Origin of the sequence: Microbacterium sp. p3-SID336, from assembly GCF_025143365.1 — a bacterium.
GTDB lineage: Bacteria > Actinomycetota > Actinomycetes > Actinomycetales > Microbacteriaceae > Microbacterium.
This window is the reverse complement of record NZ_JALXPE010000063.1, coordinates 1-23332: the sequence shown is the minus strand read 5'-3', so window position 1 is coordinate 23332 and position 23332 is coordinate 1. Positions and strand designations below refer to the sequence as shown.

Annotated in this window: 20 protein-coding genes; 18 read left to right on the top strand and 2 right to left on the bottom strand. The window is 71.3% G+C overall.

Annotated features, from left to right (window positions below; genetic code table 11):
- The 5 genes from msuE to M3C17_RS15880 form a co-directional block, all read left to right on the top strand.
- Positions 1 to 579: FMN reductase (gene msuE, locus M3C17_RS15900; RefSeq protein ID WP_259978901.1), on the top strand; the 579-nt coding region annotated here is incomplete at its 5' end.
- Positions 580 to 610: 31 nt separating this feature from the next.
- Positions 611 to 2413 (top strand): thioredoxin domain-containing protein, encoded by a 1803-nt coding sequence (locus tag M3C17_RS15895; protein WP_259978900.1) that lies wholly within the window; start codon positions 611 to 613, stop codon positions 2411 to 2413.
- 200 nt (positions 2414 to 2613) lie between these two features.
- Positions 2614 to 3708, top strand: a complete 1095-nt coding sequence (gene hisC, locus M3C17_RS15890; protein ID WP_259978899.1) for a histidinol-phosphate transaminase — start codon at positions 2614 to 2616, stop codon at positions 3706 to 3708.
- Complete coding sequence (locus M3C17_RS15885; RefSeq protein WP_259978898.1) at positions 3705 to 5096, top strand: amino acid permease; 1392 nt, start codon at positions 3705 to 3707, stop codon at positions 5094 to 5096. Before hisC ends, M3C17_RS15885 begins: the two co-directional genes overlap by 4 nt.
- A gap of 3 nt (positions 5097 to 5099) precedes the next feature.
- Positions 5100 to 5582 (top strand): Lrp/AsnC family transcriptional regulator, encoded by a 483-nt coding sequence (locus tag M3C17_RS15880; RefSeq protein ID WP_259978896.1) that lies wholly within the window; start codon positions 5100 to 5102, stop codon positions 5580 to 5582.
- A gap of 30 nt (positions 5583 to 5612) precedes the next feature.
- On the opposite strand, the gene M3C17_RS15875 is transcribed toward M3C17_RS15880, so the two are convergent.
- Entirely contained in the window at positions 5613 to 7166 is a 1554-nt protein-coding gene (locus M3C17_RS15875; protein ID WP_259978894.1) for a dolichyl-phosphate-mannose--protein mannosyltransferase, read from the bottom strand.
- A gap of 253 nt (positions 7167 to 7419) precedes the next feature.
- Between M3C17_RS15875 and M3C17_RS15870 the strand changes: the two genes are divergently transcribed.
- From M3C17_RS15870 to M3C17_RS15815, 12 genes are all read left to right on the top strand, one after another.
- Positions 7420 to 7659, top strand: coding sequence for a hypothetical protein (locus M3C17_RS15870; protein WP_259978887.1), 240 nt, complete (start codon positions 7420 to 7422; stop codon positions 7657 to 7659).
- 9 nt (positions 7660 to 7668) lie between these two features.
- The gene (gene rsmI, locus M3C17_RS15865; RefSeq protein ID WP_259978885.1) at positions 7669 to 8490 is read left to right on the top strand and encodes a 16S rRNA (cytidine(1402)-2'-O)-methyltransferase; all 822 of its coding nucleotides are present in this window, start codon (positions 7669 to 7671) and stop codon (positions 8488 to 8490) included.
- A gap of 86 nt (positions 8491 to 8576) precedes the next feature.
- On the top strand, positions 8577 to 9224 hold the full coding sequence (locus M3C17_RS15860; RefSeq protein WP_259978883.1) for a class I SAM-dependent methyltransferase: 648 nt from the start codon (positions 8577 to 8579) through the stop codon (positions 9222 to 9224).
- Positions 9225 to 9288: 64 nt separating this feature from the next.
- Positions 9289 to 10398: a LacI family DNA-binding transcriptional regulator gene (locus tag M3C17_RS15855; RefSeq protein WP_259978879.1), complete on the top strand. Its 1110-nt coding sequence runs from the start codon at positions 9289 to 9291 to the stop codon at positions 10396 to 10398.
- A 133-nt stretch (positions 10399 to 10531) separates the two neighbouring features.
- Complete coding sequence (locus M3C17_RS15850; RefSeq protein ID WP_259978878.1) at positions 10532 to 12196, top strand: ABC transporter substrate-binding protein; 1665 nt, start codon at positions 10532 to 10534, stop codon at positions 12194 to 12196.
- Complete coding sequence (locus tag M3C17_RS15845) at positions 12193 to 13173, top strand: ABC transporter permease (protein WP_259978876.1); 981 nt, start codon at positions 12193 to 12195, stop codon at positions 13171 to 13173. Before M3C17_RS15850 ends, M3C17_RS15845 begins: the two co-directional genes overlap by 4 nt.
- The gene (locus M3C17_RS15840; RefSeq protein ID WP_259978875.1) at positions 13170 to 14084 is read left to right on the top strand and encodes an ABC transporter permease; all 915 of its coding nucleotides are present in this window, start codon (positions 13170 to 13172) and stop codon (positions 14082 to 14084) included. The genes M3C17_RS15845 and M3C17_RS15840 overlap by 4 nt, the downstream gene beginning before the upstream one ends.
- A gap of 5 nt (positions 14085 to 14089) precedes the next feature.
- The gene (locus M3C17_RS15835) at positions 14090 to 15790 is read left to right on the top strand and encodes an ABC transporter ATP-binding protein (RefSeq protein WP_396820371.1); all 1701 of its coding nucleotides are present in this window, start codon (positions 14090 to 14092) and stop codon (positions 15788 to 15790) included.
- A 21-nt stretch (positions 15791 to 15811) separates the two neighbouring features.
- On the top strand, positions 15812 to 16981 hold the full coding sequence (locus tag M3C17_RS15830; RefSeq protein WP_259978871.1) for a glycoside hydrolase family 1 protein: 1170 nt from the start codon (positions 15812 to 15814) through the stop codon (positions 16979 to 16981).
- Positions 16982 to 17066: 85 nt separating this feature from the next.
- Positions 17067 to 18608, top strand: coding sequence for a molybdopterin-dependent oxidoreductase (locus tag M3C17_RS15825; protein WP_259978870.1), 1542 nt, complete (start codon positions 17067 to 17069; stop codon positions 18606 to 18608).
- A gap of 39 nt (positions 18609 to 18647) precedes the next feature.
- Positions 18648 to 20225, top strand: coding sequence for a methionine--tRNA ligase (gene metG, locus M3C17_RS15820; protein WP_259978868.1), 1578 nt, complete (start codon positions 18648 to 18650; stop codon positions 20223 to 20225).
- Positions 20226 to 20237: 12 nt separating this feature from the next.
- Positions 20238 to 21116 carry a TatD family hydrolase gene (locus M3C17_RS15815; RefSeq protein ID WP_259978866.1) on the top strand — a complete coding sequence of 293 codons (879 nt, stop codon included), beginning with the start codon at positions 20238 to 20240 and terminating at the stop codon, positions 21114 to 21116.
- On the opposite strand, the gene M3C17_RS15810 is transcribed toward M3C17_RS15815, so the two are convergent.
- A complete protein-coding gene (locus M3C17_RS15810; RefSeq protein WP_259978864.1) occupies positions 21095 to 22378 on the bottom strand; it encodes an MFS transporter in 1284 nt (427 codons plus the stop codon). The genes M3C17_RS15815 and M3C17_RS15810 overlap by 22 nt on opposite strands.
- Positions 22379 to 22431: 53 nt before the next feature.
- Between M3C17_RS15810 and rsmA the strand changes: the two genes are divergently transcribed.
- Entirely contained in the window at positions 22432 to 23304 is an 873-nt protein-coding gene (gene rsmA, locus M3C17_RS15805; RefSeq protein WP_259978862.1) for a 16S rRNA (adenine(1518)-N(6)/adenine(1519)-N(6))-dimethyltransferase RsmA, read from the top strand.
- The last annotated feature ends 28 nt before the right edge of the window (positions 23305 to 23332 follow it).

Sequence of the window (23332 nt, the reverse complement as noted above, 5' to 3'; positions counted from 1 at the left end):
GTCGAGGCCATGACAGCTCCGCTCCGCGTCGTCGCCGTCTCGGGCTCCCTGCACGAGCCGAGCAAGACCACCGCCCTCGTCCGCGCGATCAGCGCCGCGATCGCCGAGCGTGCCGAGGTGGACGCGCGGCTCATCGAGCTCACCGCGATCGGTCCGAGCCTGGCGGGCGCGCTGCGCCGCGACCAGCTGCCGGCCGACGTGGAGGAGCAGCTGCAGGCCATCGAGGCCGCCGACCTGCTGATCGTCGGAAGCCCCGTCTACCGGGCGTCGTTCACGGGCCTGTTCAAGCACCTGTTCGACTTCGTCGGGCAGTACGCGCTCGTCGGCAAGCCGGTGCTGCTCGCCGCCACGGGCGGTGGGGAGCGCCACGCGCTGATCATCGAGCACCAGCTGCGTCCGCTCTTCGCGTTCTTCCAGGCGCTCACGCTGCCCCTGGGGGTCTATGCGAGCGACACCGACTTCGACGGCTACACGATCGGCACGGAGGTGCTGGAGGCGCGCATTGCGCTCGCCGCGGAGCGCGCGCTGCCCCTCGTCGGGTACGCGGCTGCACGACCGGTCGACCTGCTGGCGGGGTGACCGCGGCGGCCGTGCGGCGTAGCGTGAGGGGATGACGAACCGGCTCGCCGACACCCTCAGCCCGTACCTCCGGTCGCATGCGGACAACCCCGTCGACTGGTACCCGTGGGGTGAGGAGGCCTTCGCGGAGGCGCGGCGCCGGGACGTGCCGCTGCTCATCTCGATCGGCTACTCCACCTGCCACTGGTGTCATGTCATGGCGCGCGAGTCCTTCGCCGATCCGCAGACCGCGACGCTGATCAACGAGGGGTTCGTCGCGGTGAAGGTGGACCGCGAGGAGCATCCGCATGTCGACGGCGCCTATATGGCGGCGGCCTCGGCCTTCACGCAGAACCTCGGCTGGCCGCTCACCGTGTTCACGACGCCCGCCGGGCGCGCGTTCTATGCGGGCACGTACTGGCCGCCGGAGGCCCGGCCGCCCATGCCCGCGTTCCGCGACGTGCTGGCCGCGGTCCGAGAGGCGTGGACGCAGCGGCGCGCGCAGGCGGAGGAATCCGCCGATGCGGTGACCGACGCGCTCGCGCGAGCCGCCGAGGCCGCGCCATCCGCTCTTCCCGACGCCGCGGCGCTCGTGACGGCGGCAGAGGCGATCGCGGCGCGGGAGGATCGGCTGTTCGGCGGCTTCGGCGGCGCGCCCAAGTTCCCCGTCGCGACCACGCTGCGGCTGCTCCAGCACCCGCTCATCCGACGCGACGCTCCGGAGGCGACGGAGGCAGCGTCGCGCGCGCTCACGGCGATGGCGGCATCCGACCTGCGTGACGAGGACGGCGGCTTCTTCCGTTATGCGACGCAGCGCGACTGGACGGTGCCGCACTACGAGCGCATGCTCACCGACAACGCGCAGCTGCTCGACGTGGCCGTCGACGAGGGCGACGAGGCCACCGCTCGAGGGATCGCCGCCTTCCTGCTGGGCGTGCTGCGCCGAGAGGGCGGCGGCTTCGGCGCCGCGCAGGACTCCGAGTCGTGGATCGACGGTGCGCGCAGCGAGGGCGGCTACTACCGGCGCCCTGTCGCCGAGCGGGCAGGGCTGGAGCCGCCGGCCGTCGACGGCAAGGTCATCACGGGGTGGAACGGTCTCGCGATCGGCGCTCTCGCCAGGGCCGGGGTCGCGTTCGCGGAGCCGGAGTGGATCGCTGCCGCCCGGGCCGCCGCCGACGCCGTGCTGCGTGTCAACCGAGACGCCGGGGGAGCGCTCGTGCGTACGTCGCTCGACGGCGTGGCCTCCCCGGCCGTGGCGACCGCGGCCGACCTCGCCCTGCTCGCGGACGGTCTGCTCGCCCTCGCCGCGGCCACGGGCGACGCTTCCTGGGCGGTGACGGCCCTCGTTCTGCTCGACGACGTGCTCCGCGGCACCGGAGGCGAGGACCCGCTGCTGACGGCGCAGGGCATCGCGGTCTCGCCCGACCACACCGACGGGGATCTGCCGTCCGATGCGGCCGCGGTGGCCGCCGCTGCCCTCACGGCATGGCGACTGGGCGCGGGGGACCGGTACCGCGAGGAGGCGGCCGCTCGCGTGGCGGCTCTCGCGGAGAGGTCGCTCGCGCAGCCCTTCGCGCACGGCAGCATGCTGCGCGTCGCCGCTGATCTGGTCGCTCCGCCGCGGCAGGTCGTGGTCGTGACCGCCGATCCGGAGGGGGCGCTGGCCCGCGCCGCCCGCGGGGTGGACGCCGACGTCGTCGTGATCGTGTCGCCCGCGCAGGCCGCCGCGTTCGCCGCGGTCGGGTTCGAGCTGTTCGAGGGCAAGGACGCCGTGCCGGAACGTGCGTACGACTGTCGCGCGTTCGTGTGCCGACTGCCGGTCTCCGACCCCGCAGAGCTCGTCACAGCCCGCTGACGGAGGTGGGGCGCTGGCAGGGGCCAAGGGCGCTCGTCTCCGGATTCGTTTGCGGGTGTGCAATCTGCACAGGTCTCCGGGGTGCCGCGTGGTTCGACTGCGCGCGATGCGCAGCTTTCGGTGCACCGTTTGCCCAGCACCACGCTTCCGTTCTAGGGTGGCGCGACACCCACCCGGATCACAGCAAGGACGCTCTGACGATGCCCCTCTCCGCCCGCGCCGGCCTCGACGCCGTGCCCGCCTACCGGCAGGGGCGCTCCGCTCCCGCCGGCGCCTCCAAGCTCTCCTCGAACGAGTCCCCGCATCCGCCGCTGCCGTCGGTGGTGGACGCGGTGCAGGAGCGCCTGGCCGGCATCCACCGCTACCCCGACATGAGCGCCGCAGCCGTGCGCGCGCAGCTCGCCGCACGGTACGACGTCGACATGGCGCAGGTCACGGTCGGCGCGGGCTCGGTGGAGATCGCGGCCCAGCTGATCCACGCGGTCGCGGGTGCCGGCGACGAGGTCGTGTTCGCATGGCGCTCCTTCGAGGCGTACCCCTCGCTCGTGCGCATCGCCGGAGCCGTGCCCGTGCCGGTGCCGCTCGACGCGGACCACGCCCACGACCTCGACGCGATGCTCGCCGCGATCACCCCGCGCACACGGCTGGTGTTCGTGTGCAACCCCAACAACCCCACCGGCACGGTGGTCGACGCCGAGGCCCTGGAGCGCTTCGTCGCGGCCGTGCCCCGGGACGTGCTGGTCGTGATCGACGAGGCCTACGTGCACTTCGACCGCAGCGCGAGCCGCGGCGCGGGGATCGACCTGTTCCGACGCCACCCGCACGTGGCCGTGCTGCACACGTTCTCCAAGGCGTACGGCCTGGCGGGGCTGCGCATCGGCTACGCCATCGCACCGACGGAGATCGCCGAGGCCCAGCGCAAGGTCGCCGTGCCGTTCGGGGTGACCGATCTCGCCCAGGCCGCAGCCCTGGCGTCCCTGGCAGCGGAGAAGGAGCTGGCCGTGCGCATCGACGAGGTGGTCGCGCAGCGCGAGCGCCTGCACGCGGTGCTCACCGCCGCCGGGTGGCCGGCCGTGCGGTCGCAGGCGAACTTCGTCTGGGTGCCCGCGGGGGAGCGCACGACCGAGCTCGATGAGCTCCTGCACGCGGGCGGCGTCGTCGCTCGCGCGTTCGCGGGGGAGGGAGTGCGCATCTCCTCCGGATCCGCCGAGGACGTCGACCGCGTCGAGGCGGCGCTCGCTGCGTCGGCCCCCGCGTCGGATGCCGTCGCCGCGCTCGAGGAGGTGTCGGCATGACCGCCGAGGTCCCCGTCACGACCACGACGACGAAGGGGCTGCACCCCGGTCTCACCCGCCGCCAGATCTCCATGATGGGGCTCGGCGGTGCGATCGGCGCCGGTCTGTTCGTCGGCTCGGGGCAGGCGATCAGCATCGCCGGTCCCGCCGTGCTGATCTCGTACCTGGTGGCGGGCGGCATCGTCGTGCTGGTCATGGCGATGCTCGCCGAGATGGTCGCCGCGCGGCCCAGCTCCGGCGCGTTCAGCTCGTACGCCCAGAAGGCGATGGGACGCAGCGCGGGCAGCGCCGTGGGGTGGCTGTACTGGATCCAGCTGATCGTGGTGATCGCGGCCGAGGCCACGGGAGCCGCCGGCATCGTCGCGAACTGGGTGCCAGGGATCCCCGCGTGGGTGTGGGTGCTGGTCTTCGTGGTCGCGCTGACCGCCGTGAACCTCTTCGGGGTGCGCAACTACGGCCGCTTCGAGTTCTGGTTCGCGGCCATCAAGGTCGCGGCGATCATCGCGTTCCTGGTGGTCGGCGTGTGCGCGATCGTCGGGCTCATCCCCGGGGTGCCCGCCACCGGGATCTCGAACCTCGTGGACGAGGGCGGCTTCGCCCCCAACGGCATCACGGGCATCGCCGCCGCGCTGCTCATCGTCGTCTTCGCGTTCGGCGGGACCGAGGTCGTGGCGATCGCCGCCGCCGAGTCCGACGACCCGGCGCGCAACATCCGCCGCATCGTGCGCGAGGTGCTGGTCCGGATCCTCATCTTCTACGTCGGCTCCATCTTCGTGATCGTGGCCGTGCTCCCGTGGGACGACCCCGCGGTGCAGGCGGGCCCGTTCTCGGCGGTGCTGGAGACGCTGAACGTGCCGGGCGTGGGCCTGGTCATGGACCTGATCGTGGTGGTCGCGCTGCTCTCGGCGATGAACGCCAACATCTACGGGGCCTCGCGCATGGCGTACTCCCTGGGCGAGCGGGGCCTGGCACCCCTCTCGGTCACGCGCACCAGCATGAAGGGCGTGCCGTACATCGCCGTGCTCGCCTCGGTCGCGTTCGGATTCGTGACGGTGGGACTGAACTGGGCGTTCCCCGATGTGGTCCTCCCCGCGCTGCTGAACGTCGTGGGGTCGACGCTGCTCGTGATCTGGACCGCGACCGCCGTGTCCCAGATCGTGCTGCGTCGCCGCGCGGATCGGGCGGGTGAGTCGATGCCGATGCGGCTGTGGGGCTTCCCGTGGATCTCGTGGCTGTGCCTCGTGCTGCTCGCCGCGGTCATCGCGCTGGCGATGGTCGACCCCGCCGCCCGTACGCAGCTGCTGCTCACGCTCGGGCTGACGGTGGTGCTGCTCGTGGTCGCGCGGCTGACGCGCGGTGTCTCCCGGCCCGGTGTGGTCAAGGAGTAGCGGGTGCGCATCGATCGTCTCGACGCCGAGCTGATCCGGCTGCTCACCGAGTCGCCGCAGCTGCCGATCCTCGAATGCGCCAGGCGGCTGGGCATCGCCCGCGGCACCGCCACGAGTCGCCTGGCGCGGCTGCACGAGGGTGGGGTGATCGAGGCGATCGTGCCGCGGGTGGACCCGGCAGGGTTCGGGTACGGGATGGTCGCGTTCTGCCTGGTCGAGATCGATCAGAAGGTGGGGCACGACGACGTGGCGGCGGCGCTGGCCGATGCGGTGCCCGAGATCGTGGACATGCACACGGTCACGGGCGCGAGCGACATGCAGCTGCGGCTGGTGGCCCGCGATGCGACACAGCTGCAGGAGGTGCTCGATCGCGTCGCGGTCGTGCCGGGGGTCGCGCGCACGGCCTCGTCCATCGCGATGCGCACGCACCTCTCGGGTCGCGTGCTGCCCCTGGTCGAGCACGTCGCCGGCGACGACGCGGGCTGAGCCGCTCCGTCCGGGGTCAGGTCCGGCCCATCAGATCCAGCCCGGCAGCCAGCTGTGCAGGCGCCAGAAGTCGTAGGGCACGCTCATGCCGATCCACAGCGGGAGGAAGAACGCGGAGATCAGGACGACGGCTGCCAGGAAGATGAGCACGGTCCGCTCGCCCGACTGCCGGCGGGGCAGAGGGTCCTCCCGTCGTCCGGCGATGATGCGCAGCGTCATGGTCAGCGCGAGCACGAGGAACGGCATCATCACGACCGTGTAGAACTGGAAGATCGTGCGCTCGGGGAACATCAGCCAGGGCAGATACGTCACGGCCAGTCCGACCAGCGGCAGGCTGAGCGCGGGGCCGACGGGCTGCCGGGTGATCCAGCCGCGCACCAGACGGTAGAGCAGGTAGAGGCTCGCCGCGACCCCCGCGTACCAGATGAGCGGGTTCGGGATCGCGGAGATCACGCCGATGCAGTGGTCGACGCCGCAGCCGGTGGGGTCGGGGTCGACCCAGACCGCGGTGGGGCGCAGGAGGAACGGCCATTCCCATGCCGCGCTGGCGTAGGGGTGGCCGCGGCTGAGTCCGACATGGAAGCCGAACATGGCCTGGTGGTAGTTCCACAGTGCGACGAGCGGGTTCGCGTCGCTGCCGCGGTCGTAGCCCTTGTCGGTGATCAGCCATCCGGTCCAGCTTGCGAGGTACACGGCGAACGCCGGCACCACGAGCAGCAGGAACGAGACGGGTCCCTGACGGAACACGGCAGCCGCCGGCCACACGACGACGCCGCCGCGTCGCCGCGCGAGCGCATCCGTGACGACGACGTAGAGCCCGAAGCCCGCGAGCGCGTAGAGGCCGGACCACTTGACCGCCGAGGCGGCGCCCAACGCGAGCCCGGCCGCGACCAGCCACGGCCGACGCCAGAGCACGGGCCCCCACAGCGGATCGGGGGCGTCCGGATCGCGGCGCTCGAGCAGCGGGATCGTCCGCTGCCGGTCGAGGACGATGAACAGCACGCCCAGCAGGATGAAGAAGGTGAGGATGCCGTCGAGCAGGGCGATGCGACTCATCACGATGCTGAGGCCGTCGATCGCGAGGAGGGTTCCCGCTACGCTCGCGGCGACCACGGAGCCGGTCAGTCGGCGGGCGATCAGATACACCAGCAGCACGGAGCCCGCACCCAGGAGGGCGGTGGCCAGCCGCCAGCCCGCGCTGTTGTCCGGACCGCCGATGGCCATGCCCAGCGCGATGAGCCACTTGCCGAGCGGCGGATGCACGATGAACGCGCCTTTGTTCGTCAGCGGCAGCTCCTGCAGGGTGACGAACGCCTCGTCGGCGTTCTCGCCCCAGACGCCCTCGTAGCCGAGACTCCACAGCGACCACGCGTCCTTGACGTAGTAGGTCTCGTCGAACGCCAGTTGGTGCGGGTGACCCACGTTCACGAGGCGCAGCACCGCGGCCACTGCCGTGATCAGCAGCGGCGCGAGCCACCCCACGGCCCGACCCCAGTCGGGCGCCTGCAGCACGCGGTCGCGGAGTCGCCCGTAGCGCGTCAGCCGGTCCTCCGGGGAGGGGAGCAGGGGCACGGGCGCGGTCACCGCTCCAGCCTAGACACCCCGCCTCGGCCTCCCCGGTATGCCGGCTCCGTCGCCGCTGCCGCCTCACGCTCTCGATGGCGGTGATGGTGCCGGCAGCGGCGCCATGGAACAGGACAACAGATCGACGACGCGCCCCAGCGGGGCGACGGGGCTCGGGGCGACAGGTAGTGCCCAGACCCAGCGACGGGGCAGCGGTGGATTGCCACGGGCGACGCGGCGTCGTCCGGCGGAGCGCGCCGATAGCGTCGATCAGATGCACCAGCACTCGGAACGAGGCACCCGGCCGGACCGCTCGGCCGTGACGGGCTGGCTGGCGACGCTGCTGTGCGGGGCGCTGGCGTTCCTCAACGCGGCGACGGCGCGGGAGGACGTGTACCGCGTGGTCTTCGTCGTGGTCGGGGTGGTGCTCGTCATGGGCTGCGTGGTCGCGATGCTCCGCTGGCGGCGTCGCGCGCGGGCTGACGGCACCGGGGCTCCGCGACCGCCCGCCTAAGCTGGGCGGGTGATCATCCTCGCCGCCACACCCATCGGGAACCTCGGTGACGCGTCGCGGCGTCTCGTGGAGGTGCTGGAGAACGCGGAGGTCGTCGTCGCGGAGGACACGCGCACCACGCAGCGGCTCCTGCGGGCCCTGGAGATCGAGAACCGGCCGCGGCTGATCGCGCTGCACGACCACAACGAGAAGCACAAGGCGGCGGAACTGGCGACCCTCGCCGCCGACACGAATGTCGTGGTCATGAGCGATGCCGGCATGCCCACCGTGAGCGACCCCGGCTACGGTCTGGTCGCCGAGGCGGTGGCGCAGGGCGTGACGGTCACCGCGATCCCCGGGCCGAGCGCCGTGCTGATGGCTCTCGCGATCTCGGGCCTGCCCACCGACCGGTTCACGTTCGAGGGCTTCCTTCCGCGCAAGCCGGGGGAGCGGCGGGCGACGCTCTCGGCTCTGGCGGCGGAGCCGCGCACGATGGTGTTCTTCGAGTCGCCCTCGCGCCTCGCGGCGACCCTGGTCGACATGGGCGCCGCGTTCGGCGACGACCGCCGCATCGCGGTGTGTCGAGAGCTGACGAAGCTGTACGAGGAGGTGCGCCGCGGCACCGCCCCCGACCTCGCGGCGTGGGCCGCCGAGGGCGTCAAGGGCGAGATCGTGGTCGTGGTGGAGGGCGCTCCGCGCCGCGAGGTCTCGGCGGACGACGCTCTCGCTCAGGTGCAGGCGCTGGTGGCGGGCGGCACGCGTCTGAAGGATGCCGCGTCCGAGGTCGCCGCGCTGACCGGTCTCTCCTCGCGCGACCTCTACCAGGCCGCGCTCGCCGCGCGCTCGCGATGAACGCCGTCGCAGATCCGGGCCGGGGTCGCAGCGATTCCGCGGAGAGCTGCGACGCGGAGCCGAATCTGCGTTGCGACGCCCAGGCGGTGACCGGCGCGCCCGACGGTGAACGCGCAGACGCCACAGTGGGTGCCGCGTACGACGGCAGGGCGGACGAGTACCGGGCGGTCGCGGGGGAGCTGGCGCAGATGGACTCGCGTGACCGGGAGCTGATCGGGCGCTGGCGTGACGAGACGCCGGGGCGGCTGCTGGATGCGGGGTGCGGCCCGGGTCACTGGGCGGCCTTCCTCCACGACGACGGCCGCGAGGTGGACGGCGTCGATGTCTCCGCGGCCTTCGTCGAGGGAGCGCGGCTGCGGTACCCGGAGCTCTCGTTCCGACGCGGGTCCTTCCGTGCGCTCCCGCACGCCTCGGCCACGGTCGGCGGGGTCCTCGCGTGGTACTCGGTGATCCACACACCCCCGGCCGAGCTCCGGGACGTGCTCGCCGAGTTCGCACGAGTGCTCGCCCCGGGCGGGAGTCTGCTCCTCGGGTACTTCCACGGCGAGCCGCGGGAGCGCTTCGCCCACGCGGTGACCCCGGCGTACTTCTGGACGGCGGAGGCGCTGTCCCCGATGCTCGCCGCGGTCGGCCTGGACGTGCAGTGGTCCGAGGTGCGCGAGCGCGAGCCCGGCGAGATCAGCTCTCGCCCGCATGGCGCGCTGCGTGCCCGGCGCTGTTCTACGCTGTCCTGACAGCCCGAACCCCAGCCCGGACCCCCGCCCGAACTCCAGCCTGAACCCCGGAGAGGAACCACGCGTGAGCAAGGCAGCGACCGTGTACGACGTCGCCGAGCGTGCCGGCGTGTCCATCGCCACGGTGTCACGCGTGCTGCGCTCGCCGGAGGCCGTGCGCCCGGCGACACGGGAGCGCGTGCACGAGGCGGTGTCGGCACTGGGCTATGTCCCGAGCGGCAGCGCTCGCGGCCTGGCCGAGCGCCGCACGGGGGTGCTCGGGCTGTACTTCCCCGGGTTCGACGCGGCGGAGGACGCCCCGGAGCTCGACGTGCTCTCGCCCGAGGGCGCGACGGCGCCACCGTTCACCGTGGTCGATGAAGAGCGTGAGCCGGCAGTGTCCCAGGGCTCGATGCTGTTCCTCGACGAGGTGCTGCGCGGAGCCGAGTTGGAGGCGTGGAAGCAGGGCTTCGTGCTGATGGTGGGCGTGGGGCGCGATGACCCCGACCGTTCGACCGTGCGTGACATGGCCGGCCGTGTCGACGGGCTGATGGTGCTGGCCCGCAGCGTGCCGGACGAGGTGCTGGCGCGGCTCGCCCGGCGCATCCCGGTCGTGGTGCTCTCCGGACCGCCGCGCGGCGACGACTACGACCACGTCACGGTGAGCAACGCCGAGGCGATGGGGGAGCTGACGCGGCATGTGCTCGCGCAGGTGGGCGACGGGCGCATCGCGTTCCTCGCGGGTCCGGCGGACTCCCCGGACGGCGAGCAGCGGCGCGAGGGCGTGGTGGCCGCGCTCGCGCAGGCGGGTCGTGCTCCGAATGACCTGATCCTGCTGCGCGGCGACTTCACTCGGGCCTCGGGAAGGCGAGCGGCGGAGGATCTGCTGCGCGGAGGTGAGGCACCCGCGGCGCTCATCGCGGCGAACGACCAGATGGCGCTCGGGGCGCTGGATGTGCTCAGGGAAGCGGGTATCCGCGTGCCGGAGGACGTGCTCGTGACGGGCTTCGACGGCATCGACGCCGCCGCGGTCTCGGCACCACCGCTCACCACCATCCGGCAGCCGATGATCGACCTCGGACGGGCCGCGGTGCAGGTGCTGTCGCGGCGTCTGGAGCACCCCGATGCGGCGCCCGTCGTCGCGCGCCTGCCGCTGCAGATCCTGCTGCGCGAGAGCTCTCTGGCCCGCGGCTGACCGCCGCCCGTTCCGCGTCAAGGGGTTGCATCACGGAAATGTATGCGCTTACACTCGCTCGTGCGGCTTCGACCGCGCGGACGCTCCGCCCCCTGGAGCGCCCTTCATGACAGAGACGACATGAGGTCATCCAGTGGCAGAGACGCACACCTTCCGACGCTGGCGCCGCGCCGCCGTCGTGGGGCTCGCGGCCGCGGCGGTCGCGCTCAGCGGCTGCAGCATCCAGATCAGCTCGCAGCCCGACCCGTCGATCGGCGACGACACGATGCTCATCAACGCCGACCACGGCAACCCGTTCTTCACCCAGAACTTCAACCCGTACCTGACCAACACCCGCACCGCCTCCCGGTGGATCTACGAGCCGCTGATCCTGGTGAACCCGCTCGACGGGAAGCTCAACCCCTGGCTGGCAGCCGAGTGGACGCAGCCGGACGCCCGCACGATCGTCATGACCATGCGCGACGGGGTGACCTGGAGCGACGGCGAGGAGTTCACCGCCGATGACGTCGCCTTCACGTTCCAGCTGCTGAAAGACGAACCGTCGCTCGACATCAAGGGCGCCTGGCAGCACCTCGACCGCATCGAGGTCGACGGCAGCGACGTGATCTTCCACCTGCAGAGCGAGGATGCGCCCTCGCTGTCGATCATCGGGCAGACCATGATCGTGCCCGAGCACCTGTGGGCGGACGTGGAGGACCCGGGGACCTGGCGCAACGAGGACCCGGTGGGGACGGGGCCGTTCGTGCTCGGCAATTACAACGACCAGCAGTACTCGATGGACCGCAACCCCGACTACTGGCAGGCGGACAGGATCGAGATCGAGCACATCATCCTCCCCGCCACCAACACCCAGCTGGACACGGTGACGCGCGGCTACGACTGGGCCTACTCTTTCATCTCGGACGTCGAGGGCACGTGGGGCGCCGCGAGCCCCGACAACACCTGGTGGTTCCCGCCGGGCGGCGTGATCTCGCTCGTGCCGAACCTGGAGGTCGCGCCCTTCGACGACGTGAACGTCCGCCGCGGCATCGCCCTCGCGCTCGACCGCGAAGAGATCGCCGAGACGGCGTCCGAGGGCTACATGCAGCCCGCGGGGCAGACCGGGCTCATCCTGCCGAACCAGGAGGAGTACCTCGACCCCGACATCCCTGCGCAGGGCATGCTGACGCAGGACAGGGATGCCGCGCTCGCCGCCTTCGCTGAGTCCGGCTACACGCTGCAGGGGGACCGCCTGGTCGGTCCGGACGGGGAGCCGTTCGAGTTCTCCCTCACCACGGCCAACGGCTTCTCCGACTGGACGCGCGCCGCGCAGACCGTGCAGAGCCAGCTCGACGACATCGGCATCACCGTCTCGCTCAAACTGCCGCAGCCCGCGGGCTACCAGAGCGCGATCGGCAACGGCGACTTCGAGATGGCGATCGGCGGCATGGGCAACGGCGACGTCTACCAGGCGTTCAACAGCCTGCTCTCCAGCGACTTCTACGTGCCGTCCGGCGAGTCGACCACCAACAACTTCGAGCGCTACCGCTCGGCGGAGGCTGACGCGCTGCTCGCCGAGTACCGGGAGACGATCGACCCCGCGCGCCAGAGCGAGATCGTGCATGAGCTGCAGGGCATCGTGTACGACGAGCTGCCGGTGATCGGCATGTACTACGGCGGCATCTGGGGGCTCTTCAACGACGCCAAGTTCACCGGGTGGCCCTCCGCCGACGACCCGTACATGATCCCGCAGAACTACGACTCGGCACCGCTGATGATCTTCACCCATCTGACGCGCGTGAAGGGAGGCGACCAGTGAAGTACGTCCTCCAGAAGCTCGGCCTGTTCGTGCTCACGCTGTGGGCAGCGGTCACCCTGAACTTCTTCCTCCCGCGGCTCATGCCCGGCTCTCCCGCCGACGCTGCGATCGCGAAGCTCTCGCAGAACGGGCCCGTCTCCGACGCGACGCGCGCGGCGATCGAGGCGCAGCTCGGCGTGCCGACCGGCTCCCTCTGGGACCAGTACGTCGCCTACCTCGGTCAGGTCGTGCGGCTCGACTTCGGCGTCTCCTACACGTTCTACCCGCAGACCGTCGCGAGCATGGTGTCGACCGCCCTGCCGTACACGATCGGTCTCGTCGGCATCGTCACGATCCTGGCGTTCGTGATCGGCACGCTGATCGGGGTCATGGCGGCCTGGCGTCGCGGCACCTGGCTGGACTCGCTGCCGACGCTGACCGGGTCGTTCCTGAGCACGTTCCCCTACTTCTGGACGGCGCTGCTGCTGCTGTTCTTCCTCGGCTACGTGCTGCACTGGTTCCCGACCACGGGCGCCTACTCGGCGACCACCACGCCGGGCTTCACCTGGGACTTCATCGTCGACCTGGTGCGGCACGCGTTCCTGCCGGCGCTGACGATCCTGCTCACCTCGCTCGGCGGGTGGATCATCGGGATGCGCAACGCGATGATCAACACGCTCGGCGAGGACTACATCACGTTCGGCGAGGCGAACGGTCTGCGCGGTCGCACGATCGCCCTGCGGTACGCCGCCCGCAACGCGATCCTGCCGAACCTCACCGGCTTCGGGCTCACGCTCGGCGGGGTGGTCGGCGGCTCGATCCTCGTGGAGCAGGTGTTCGGGTATCCGGGCATCGGCTACCTGCTGTTCAACGCCGTGATCGGGCAGGACTACCCGCTCATGCAGGCGCTCTTCCTGATGATCACCGTGAGCGTGCTCGTCGCCAACTTCCTCGTGGACATCCTCTATGGGGTTCTCGACCCAAGGACTCGCCGATGACCTCCACCATGAACGTCAAGATCCCGACAGACCGCATCGCGGCGCCCAGCCCCTGGCGCGCCGTCGGACGCATGGTCGGCACGCTGTGGTCGAACGGGAAGGCCCGCATCGGGCTCTGCCTGCTCGCCTTCTTCGTGCTCGTGGCCGTCTTCGCGCCGCTGCTGGCGCCGTACGGGCCCAAGGAGAACGGTTTCGAGCGCAACGCGGACGCCTCGTGGGAGCACTGGCTCGGCACGACCGCCGCGGGGGAGGACGTGCTCAGCCAGCTCATCTACGGCGCGCAGGTCAGCCTGCTGGTCGGCTTCGCTGCGGGCATCCTGTCCACGATCGTGGCCGTGCTGATCGGTCTCAGTTGGGGCTACATGCGCGGCTTCGCGGGCGAGGTCGTCGGGTTCATCGTGAACCTGTTCCTCGTGATCCCCGGGCTTCCCCTCATGATCGTGATCGCCGCGTACCTGCAGAACGGCGGCATCCTCATGATCATCGCCGTGATCGTGGTCACCGGCTGGGCGTGGGGCGCACGCGTGCTGCGCAGCCAGACGCAGTCGCTGCGCGGGAACGACTTCGTGGCGTCCGCGCAGTTCTCGGGCGACAGTGCGGCACGCATCGTGTTCCGGGAGATCCTGCCGAACATGACCTCGATCATCGCCGGCACCCTGTTCGGCGCGGCGACGGCGGCGATCCTGGCGGAGGCGGGCCTGGAGTTCCTCGGCCTCGGCGACTCCAGCATCGTCAGCTGGGGCACCATGCTCTACTGGGCCCAGAACTCCAACTCCCTGCTCACCGGGCAGTGGCTGCTGCTGTTCGCCCCCGGTCTGTGCATCGCGCTGCTGGCCCTCAGCCTCACACTCATCAACTTCGGCGTGGACGGCATCTCCAATCCGCGCCTGCGGGAAGGGAAGGGGCGATGAGCGCCATGGAGCACGACGACATCCTCCTCGACGTCCGGAACCTGTCCGTCGAGTACGCCTCGCCGGGGCAGGAGCCCGTGCAGGCGGTGCACGACGTGTCGTTCACGCTGCGCCGCGGCGAGTTCGTCGGGCTCGTCGGCGAGTCCGGCTCCGGCAAGTCCACGCTCGGCTTCGCGCTGACCCGGCTGCAGAAGCCCCCGGCACGCCTGAGCGGCGGGCGCATCCTGTTCGACGGCCGCGACATCCGCGAGCTCGACGCGGAGGGGCTGCGACGGCAGCGGCAGGGCGGCTTCGCGATGGTGCTGCAGTCGGGCATGAACGCGCTGAACCCGGTGCGCACGGTCGGCAACCACTTCCGCGACATCTTCGCGGCGCACGGGCATGTGCCGCGGGAGGAGCGCGAGGCCCGCGCCCGCGAACTCGTCGGCAAGGTCGGGTTGAAGGCCGAGGTGCTCGAGCGCTACCCCGGGGAGCTGTCCGGCGGCATGCGGCAGCGCGCCTCCATCGCCCTCGCGCTGTCCCTGGAGCCGCAGCTCATGGTGTTCGACGAGCCGACGACCGCCCTCGACGTGCTCGTGCAGCACGCCGTGATGGACACGATCCAGGAGCTGCAGCGGTCGGAGCACTTCACGGCCATCCTCATCAGTCATGACCTCGGCATCGTGCTGGAGGCGACCGACCGGGTGATGGTGATGCACGAGGGACGCATCGTGGAGGATGCGCCGAGCCAGGACATCCTGCACCGCCCGCAGGACGCCTACACCCGGATGCTGCTGAGCCACTACGCCGACCCGCGCGCCGAGGTCATCGAGATCCCCGGCTTCGTCGACCTCGGCACCCGCCGCCGCGAGGGCCGCAGCCGGACGGATGTGACCGAGACGCTGCCGACCGTGTCCCACCGCGACGCCCGGCGTGCCGACGCCGCGATCGTGCTGGACGGCGTGACCAAGCGCTACCCCGCGCCGCGACGCGGACAGGATCCGGTGGTCGCCGTCGATGACGTGTCCTTCCGGCTGGAGCCCGGCGAGGCTCTGGCACTGGTCGGCGCGTCGGGCTCGGGAAAGTCGACGATCGCGAAGCTGATCACAGGCGTGGAGAAGCCGACGGCCGGCCGGGTGCGGTTCGGCGAGACGGACGTCGCCGCCTTGAGGAGAGCGGGCCTTCGCGAGCTGCGCAAGGACGTGCAGATGGTGTTCCAGGACCCGTACGCCGCCCTGAACCCGCTGCACACCGTGGAGTATGCGCTGTCCCGCCCGATCCGCAACTACACGAAGCTGCGCGGGGCCGAGGCGCGGGCGCGCGTGCTCGAGCTGCTGGAGACGGTCGGCCTCACCCCCGTGGAGCAGTTCGCGGCCAAGCTGCCGCATCAGCTCTCCGGCGGCCAGCGGCAGCGCGTCGTGATCGCCCGGGCGCTCGCGAGCGACCCGCAGGTGCTGATCGCCGACGAGCCGGTGTCGATGCTCGACGTGTCGCTGCGTGCCGGCGTCCTGGCGCTGCTGGAGGACCTGCGCGAGCGCTGGGGCATCAGCATGCTGTACATCACCCACGACCTGCTGAGCGCCCGCCTCGTGACCGAGAACATCCTGGTGCTCAACGGCGGTCGCGTGGTCGAACGCGGCGAGACCTCCCAGGTGCTGCAGCATCCGGAGGACCCGTACACGGTCGAGCTGCTCGACGCGGTGCCCAATCCATCACGAATCCGATAGAAGAACGAGAGGAGCGCATCCGTGCTCGCATTCCCCGACGGCTTCCTCTGGGGCGCCGCGACCGCCGCCCACCAGGTGGAGGGCAACAACACCACCAGCAACTGGTGGGCGATGGAACACGCCCCCGACTCGCCCATGGTGGAGCCCTCAGGAGACGCCGCCGACCACCTCCACCGCTACCCGGAGGACATGGCTCTGCTCGCCGAGGCGGGACTGAACTCCTACCGCTTCTCGGTGGAGTGGGCGCGGATCGAGCCCGAGCGCGGCTTCGTGTCACGGGCGATGCTCGACCACTACCGCCGGATGATCGACACGGCGCGGGAGCACGGACTCGACCCCACGGTGACGCTCATGCACTTCACGGTGCCGCAGTGGTTCCAGCGGGACGGCTTCTGGCGCGCCGACGACGCGGTGGACCTGTTCTCGCGCTACGTGGAGACGGTGCTGCCGATCCTCGACGGCGTCCGCTACGTGTGCACCATCAACGAGCCGAACATCGCCGCGATGCTCGCCGGGGGAGAGGATGCGGCGAACCTCGTCGCCTACGGGCTGCCCAACCCGGACCTGGGCGTCGCCGACACCCTGCTCGCCGCGCACCGCCGGGCCTCGGACATCCTGCACACGCTGCCCGGGGTGCAGGCGGGGTGGACGATCGCCACGCAGGCGTTCCACTCCACGGGTGAGCCGGGCGCCGACGAGATGCTCGCGGCCTACGGCGACCCGCGCGACCACTGGTACCTGGAGCAGTCCGCCGGCGACGACTTCGTCGGCGTGCAGGCGTACACCCGCACCTTCATCGGGCCCGAGGGGCCTCGACCGGTCGCGGAGGACGTGGAGACCACGCTCACCGGCTGGGAGTTCTTCCCGCCCGCGCTCGAACTGGGCGTGCGCAGCGCCTGGGAGCGCAGCGGCGGCGTGCCGGTGCTCGTGACCGAGAACGGCATCGCCACGGCCGACGACTCCCGCCGCATCGCGTACACCCGGGGCGCGTTGGAGGGACTGCATCGTTCCATCGCGGACGGCATCGACGTGCGCGGCTACCAGCACTGGAGCGCCCTGGACAACTACGAGTGGGCGAGCGGGTATGCGCCCACGTTCGGCCTCATCGCCTTCGACAGGGAGACGTTCGCGCGCACGCCGAAGCCCTCGCTCGCGTGGCTCGGGGAGGTCGCCCGCCGCAACGCGCTCTGACCCGGCGCTCGTGTATCCGCGGGGCGTTGCGGATCTGCGACCCGGGACCGAGCCACGGGCGCCTCGCGGGGGCTACCCTCGGGACATGACGCACGTGGCGGGGACGAGCCGAGGCGACGTGATCCGCGCGGCCGCCGCCGGGCTGAGCGCCGCGCTGCTCGGCGTCGCCCTGGGGGAGCTCGTCGCCGCCGTGGTCGAGCCGGGCGCGAGTCCGTTCGCGGTGATCGGCGGCGGGCTCATCGACCTCGCGCCGAGCTGGGCCAAGGACACCGCGATCGCGCTGTTCGGCACCGGCGACAAGGCGGCGCTGCTCGCCGGCATCGCCGTGGTGCTCGCCGTCGTCGCCGCCCTGGCGGGGATCCTGGAGCGACGCTGGTCCGGCGCGGGGGCGGTCGTCCTCGGCGCGCTCGGCGCCCTCGCTCTCGTCGTCGCGATGATCCGTCCCGGCGCCGGGCCGTTCGCCTGGCTGCCGGGACTGGTCGCCGGACTGGTCGCGGCGGTCACGCTGCGCCTGTTGATCGGGCGCCTCCGCCCGGTCGCGGGACTCGATCCCGACGGGCTCGACCGTCGTCGCTTCCTGCTCTGGACGGCCGGGACCGCCGCCGTCGGTCTCGTCGCCCTGATCGGCGGTTCGATCGCCAGGGGAGCCACCCGTTCGGTCGAGGCGGTGCGGGCGGCCCTGCGCCTGCCCGTGGCGGCACGCCCTGCCCCCGCCGTGCCCCCGGGCGCGGAGCTCGACATCCCCGGCCTCGCCCCGGTGGTCACGTCCAACGCCGACTTCTACCGCATCGACACCGCGCTCATCGTGCCGCGCATCGACCCGGCCGACTGGTCGCTGCGTGTGCACGGCATGGTCGAGCGCGAGGTCGTGCTCACGTGGGACGAGCTCCAGGCGCTGCCATTGCAGGAGGCGGACGTCACGCTGGCCTGTGTCTCGAACGAGGTGGGCGGCGACCTGATCGGCAACGCCCGCTGGCTCGGATACCCGGTGCGGGAGCTGTTGTCGCGGGCGGGCGTTGCTCCCGACGCGGACATGGTGCTGTCGACCTCGGCGGACGGCTTCACGGCCTCGACGCCCCTGGAGGCCCTCACGGACGAGCGTGACGCGCTGCTGGCCGTGGGCATGAACGGCGAGCCGCTGCCGCTGGAGCACGGCTTCCCGGTGCGCCTGGTGGTGCCGGGGCTGTACGGCTACGTGTCCGCGACGAAGTGGGTGACGCAGCTGGAGGTCACGCGCTTCGACCGGGCGGCGGCGTACTGGACGACCAGGGGGTGGTCGGAGCGCGGGCCGATCAAGCTGCAGTCGCGCATCGACGTGCCGCGCCGCGGACAGCGCATCGACGCGGGCGACGCGGTGATCGCGGGCATGGCGTGGCAACAGCACACCGGGATCGAGGCGGTCGAGGTGCGGGTGGACGACGGCCCGTGGCGTCGGGCGGAGCTGGCGACCGCGATCTCCGCGGACACCTGGGTGCAGTGGCGCCTGCCATGGGCGGCGGAGAGCGGCACGCACACCATCGAGTGCCGGGCCGTGAACGCCGAGGGGGAGACCCAGACGGCGGACACAGCGGCCCCGGTGCCGGACGGCGCACAGGGCTGGCACCGGGTCGAGGTGACGGTCGCGTGAGCGCGTAACCACCCTCGCCGCGCCACCTAGAATTGCTCCATGCCCGCAGGCGAATCCTTCTACATCACCACGCCCATCTACTACCCGTCGGACGTGCCGCACATCGGCCACGGGTACACGACGGTGGCCGTCGACACGCTCGCGCGGTGGCACCGCCAGGCGGGAGACGACACGTGGATGCTCACGGGCACCGACGAGCACGGGCAGAAGATGCTGCGGGCGGCGGCGGCGAACGGCGTCACTCCGCAGGAGTGGGTCGACAAGCTCGTCAGCGAGAGCTGGTTCCCGCTGTTGAAGACGCTCGACGTCGCGAACGACGACTTCATCCGCACCACGCAGGAGCGGCACGAGACCAACGTGCAGACGTTCTTCCAGCGCCTGTACGACCGCGGCTACATCTATGCGGGCGAGTACGAGGCGCTCTACTGTGTGGGCTGCGAGGAGTTCAAGCCGGAGTCCGAGATCGTGGACGGCACCGGGCCCTTCGAGGGCTTGAAGGTGTGCGCGATCCACTCCAAGCCGCTGGAGCTGCTGCAGGAGAAGAACTACTTCTTCAAGCTGAGCGAGTTCCAGGGCCGCCTGCTGGAGCTGTACCGCACGGAGCCCGACTTCGTGCGGCCGGACTCGGCGCGCAACGAGGTCGTGTCGTTCGTGAGCCAGGGCCTCAAGGACCTCTCCATCTCGCGCTCGACGTTCGACTGGGGCATCCCGCTGCCGTGGGACGAGTCGCACGTCATCTACGTGTGGGTCGACGCGCTGCTCAACTACGCGACCGCCGTCGGCTACGGCTCCGACGAGGAGACGTTCGCGCGCCGCTGGCCCGCGTACCACGTGGTCGGCAAGGACATCCTGCGCTTCCACGCCGTGATCTGGCCGGCGCTGCTGATGGCCGCAGGGCTCGATGTCCCGAAGGGCGTGTTCGCGCACGGCTGGCTGCTCGTCGGCGGCGAGAAGATGTCGAAGTCGAAGCTCACCGGCATCGCGCCGACCGAGATCACCGACGTGTTCGGCTCGGACGCCTACCGCTTCTACTTCCTCTCCGCGATCGCGTTCGGTCAGGACGGCTCGTTCTCCTGGGAGGACCTGTCCGCCCGCTACCAGGCGGAGCTCGCGAACGGTTTCGGCAACCTGGCCTCCCGCACGACCGCGATGATCGAGAAGTACTTCGAGGGCATCGTGCCGCCGGCCGCCGCGTACACGGAGCAGGACCTCGCGATCCAGCAGATCGTGGCCGACGCCGCCGCGAAGGCCGATGCCGCGGTGGGGCAGTTCCGCATCGACGAGGCCATCTCCGCGATCTGGACCATCGTGGACGCGCTGAACGGCTACATCACCGAGAACGAGCCATGGGCGCTGGCCCGCGACGAGGACAAGCGCGAGCGCCTCGGCACCGTGCTGTACACCTGCGCCGAGGGGCTGCGGGCGCTCGCCGTGCTGCTGTCGCCGGTGATGCCGCAGTCCACGGAGAAGCTGTGGATCGCGCTCGGCGCCGCCGAGACCCTGGGCCGTCTGCAGGATCAGCCGATCCGCGAGGCCGGAGCCTGGGGGGTGCTGAAGCCGGGCACGAGTGTCAACGGCCTCGCGCCGCTCTTCCCGCGGGTGGAGTCCACGGCCTGACGGCCTGAGCACATGGCCGAGACCTACGTGCGCGAGCGCTCGGGCGACGGGCGCAAGGATCTGCGCTATCCGGCGGCGCCCGAGCCACTGCGGGTTCCGGTGTACGACAACCACGCGCACCTGGAGATCCTCGACGGGGACGAGCCGCCGTCGCTCACGGAACAGCTCGACAGGGCCGCCGCCGTGGGGATCGCGGGCGTCGTGCAGGCGTCGGGGGACATCGAGTCCTCCCGCTGGGCGGTCGAGGCGGCGGCGTCCGACCCGCGTGTGCTGGCGGCGGTCGCGATCCACCCGAACGACGCGCCGACCTACGCCGAGCAGGGGCGGCTGGACGAGGCGATCGCCGTGATCGACGAGCTCGCCGCGCATCCGCGCACCCGGGCGATCGGCGAGACGGGCCTGGACTTCTTCCGCACGGAGCCGGAGCGTCGCGGCGCGCAGTTCGAGTCGTTCGAGGCGCACATCGCGCTCGCGAAGAAGCATGGTATCGCGATGCAGATCCACGACCGCGACGCGCACGACGCGGTGCTGGAGACGCTGACCCGCGTCGGAGCTCCGGAGAAGACGGTGTTCCACTGCTTCTCGGGCGACGCCGCGATGGCGCGGGTGTGCGCGGAGGCGGGGTATCACCTGTCCTTCGCGGGCAACGTCACCTTCAAGAACGCGCAGAACCTCCGCGACGCGCTGAAGGTGACGCCGCTCGACCGCCTCCTCGTCGAGACCGACGCCCCGTTCCTCACGCCGGTGCCGCTGCGAGGGCGCCCGAACGCGCCCTACCTCGTGCCGATCACGGTGCGCTTCCTGGCGGTCGAGCTCGGCCTGGAGGTCGACGAGCTGTGCGCGCAGCTCGCCGAGAACACCCTGCGGGTCTACGGTTCGTTCACGGGCTGAGCGTCCACGTCGTCCGGCCCTGTCTGCGCGACCGGCTTCGCGCTCACGATGTGCGAGATGGGCTTCCACACCAGCAGCAGGGTGATCGCGGCACCGCCGAACGCGAACCACCACGGGGCGGTCAGCCCCCACAGCTGGGCGATCACGCCGCCGAGCGCCTGCCCGACGATCATGCCGCCGAAGACGCCCACCATGTTCACCGAGGCCACACGCCCCTGCAGCTCGGCGGGCACCAGCCGCTGCCGCACGGTGGTGGAGATCGTGCCCCAGACGAAGGCGTAGGCGCCGAAGAAGAACATGATGACGAGGGCCACGACGCCCGAGGTCGTCAGGGCGAAGGCGAGGTGCATCAGCACCTCCAGCGACAGCACGATGCGCATGAGCGTCGCGAAGGAGACGTGCCGTTCGAGCCACCCGAAGCTGAGCGTCGCGAGGATGCCGCCGGCAGCGGACGCCGTGGTGAGCGCCCCGTAGCCGACGGCTCCCATCTGCAGGTGCTCGGTCGCGTACAGCACGAGCACGCCCCAGGGGGCGGCCCAGGTCACGTTGAAGACCAGGATGATGAGCACCAGCATGCGCACGGGCGGGTTGCGCCACAGCCACCGCAGGCCCTCCGCGATGTCGGTGTGCACGGGCGGGTGCGCCCCCGCGTCCGCGCGGGGAGGCACGGGGGTCTGCGCCATGCGGGAGATCAGCACCACGGCCAGCGTCACGCACAGCACCTCGAGCAGGAACGGCCAGGCGTGGCCCGCGGCGAACAGGAACGCGCCGAGCGGGGGACCGGCGAACTGGTTCGCGACCAGGTACCCGGCCTGCAGGCGCGCGTTGCCGATGCCGAGGTCGGCCGGCCTCACGAGCATCGGCAGCAGCGTGCTGCCGGCGGTGTCGACGAACACCTCCGCCGTGCCGTAGAGGAACGCGACCGCCAGCACGATCCAGATGTTCGCCAGGCCCGTCACCAGGAACACGCACAGCGCGGCGAGCACGACGGCCCTGGCGGCGTTCGCGGCCATCACCAGCCGACGCCGGTCGAAGCGGTCGGCGATCGCGCCGGCGTGCAACCCGAACAGCAACCAGGGCAGGAACTGCAGGATCGCGCCGGATGCGACCAGGATCGGCGAGGACGTCATCGAGGCGATCAGCAGGGGAGCGGCGGCCAGAGCCACGCCGTCGCCGACGTTGCTCGTCCACGACGAAGCGAGAAGCCAGCGGAAGTCCCTGCCCAGACGGCGCGGCGCGATCAGTTCACCGAGTGAGGGCATCCCGGCAGGATAGCGATTTTCGAGGTCTTCCCGCGATCGGCGAGAATAGGTGCATGACCGTCACCCTGCTCGGCGCCACCGAGATCCGTCGCCTGGCCGCTGAGCTGGATGTCACCCCCACCAAGAAGCTCGGGCAGAACTTCGTGGTCGACGCGAACACCGTGCGCAAGATCGTGCAGGCGGCGCGCGTGCAGCCGGGGGAGCGCGTGGTCGAGGTCGGGCCGGGGCTCGGATCGCTGACACTGGCGATCCTCGAGGCCGGCGCCGCGGTCACCGCGGTGGAGATCGACCACCGACTGGCCGCGCGCCTGCCGCAGACCGTCGCGGAGCACGGCGTCGCCGACGGCATGCTCACGGTGGTCGACGCGGATGCCCTGCGGGTGACCGAGCTGCCCGGCGAGCCCACCGTGCTCGTCGCGAATCTGCCGTACAACGTCTCGGTGCCGGTGCTGCTGCACTTCCTGGAGAGCTTCCCCTACCTGCAGCGCGGCGTCGTGATGGTGCAGGCGGAGGTGGCCGAGCGGATCGCCGCGAAGCCCGGGTCGAAGATCTACGGCTCGCCGAGCGTGAAGGCCGCCTGGTACGGGGAGTGGAAGCTCGCCGGCACGGTGTCGCGTCAGGTGTTCTGGCCGGTGCCGAACGTGGACAGCCTCCTGGTCGGCTTCGATCGCTCGGAGGGCGAGCGCGGACCCGTGGAGGAGCGCCGTCGCACGTTCGCGATCGTGGACGCCGCATTCAACCAGCGGCGCAAGATGCTGCGGCAGGCGCTGTCCGGGATCTTCGGCAGCGCGGCCGCCGCCTCGGAGGTGCTCCTCGCGGCGGGCGTGGCTCCCACGGCCCGCGGCGAGGACCTCACCGTGGACGACTACCAGCGCATCGCCCAGCACGCGCCCGCCGTGCCGTCTCCGCTCACCACCGGGGCCTGAGGCGCGGCACACTCGCACCGCCCGTCGC

What these genes read in the sequence shown, in the direction of transcription:
- M3C17_RS15895 (WP_259978900.1), top strand. Translation starts at nt 611, where the DNA reads ATGACGAACCGGCTCGCCGACACCCTCAGCCCGTACCTCCGGTCGCAT.
- hisC (WP_259978899.1), top strand. Translation starts at nt 2,614, where the DNA reads ATGCCCCTCTCCGCCCGCGCCGGCCTCGACGCCGTGCCCGCCTACCGG.
- M3C17_RS15885 (WP_259978898.1), top strand. Translation starts at nt 3,705, where the DNA reads ATGACCGCCGAGGTCCCCGTCACGACCACGACGACGAAGGGGCTGCAC.
- M3C17_RS15870 (WP_259978887.1), top strand. Translation starts at nt 7,420, where the DNA reads ATGCACCAGCACTCGGAACGAGGCACCCGGCCGGACCGCTCGGCCGTG.
- M3C17_RS15840 (WP_259978875.1), top strand. Translation starts at nt 13,170, where the DNA reads ATGACCTCCACCATGAACGTCAAGATCCCGACAGACCGCATCGCGGCG.
- M3C17_RS15835 (WP_396820371.1), top strand. Translation starts at nt 14,090, where the DNA reads ATGGAGCACGACGACATCCTCCTCGACGTCCGGAACCTGTCCGTCGAG.
- M3C17_RS15825 (WP_259978870.1), top strand. Translation starts at nt 17,067, where the DNA reads ATGACGCACGTGGCGGGGACGAGCCGAGGCGACGTGATCCGCGCGGCC.
- metG (WP_259978868.1), top strand. Translation starts at nt 18,648, where the DNA reads ATGCCCGCAGGCGAATCCTTCTACATCACCACGCCCATCTACTACCCG.
- M3C17_RS15815 (WP_259978866.1), top strand. Translation starts at nt 20,238, where the DNA reads ATGGCCGAGACCTACGTGCGCGAGCGCTCGGGCGACGGGCGCAAGGAT.
- M3C17_RS15810 (WP_259978864.1), bottom strand. Translation starts at nt 22,378, where the DNA reads ATGCCCTCACTCGGTGAACTGATCGCGCCGCGCCGTCTGGGCAGGGAC.
- rsmA (WP_259978862.1), top strand. Translation starts at nt 22,432, where the DNA reads ATGACCGTCACCCTGCTCGGCGCCACCGAGATCCGTCGCCTGGCCGCT.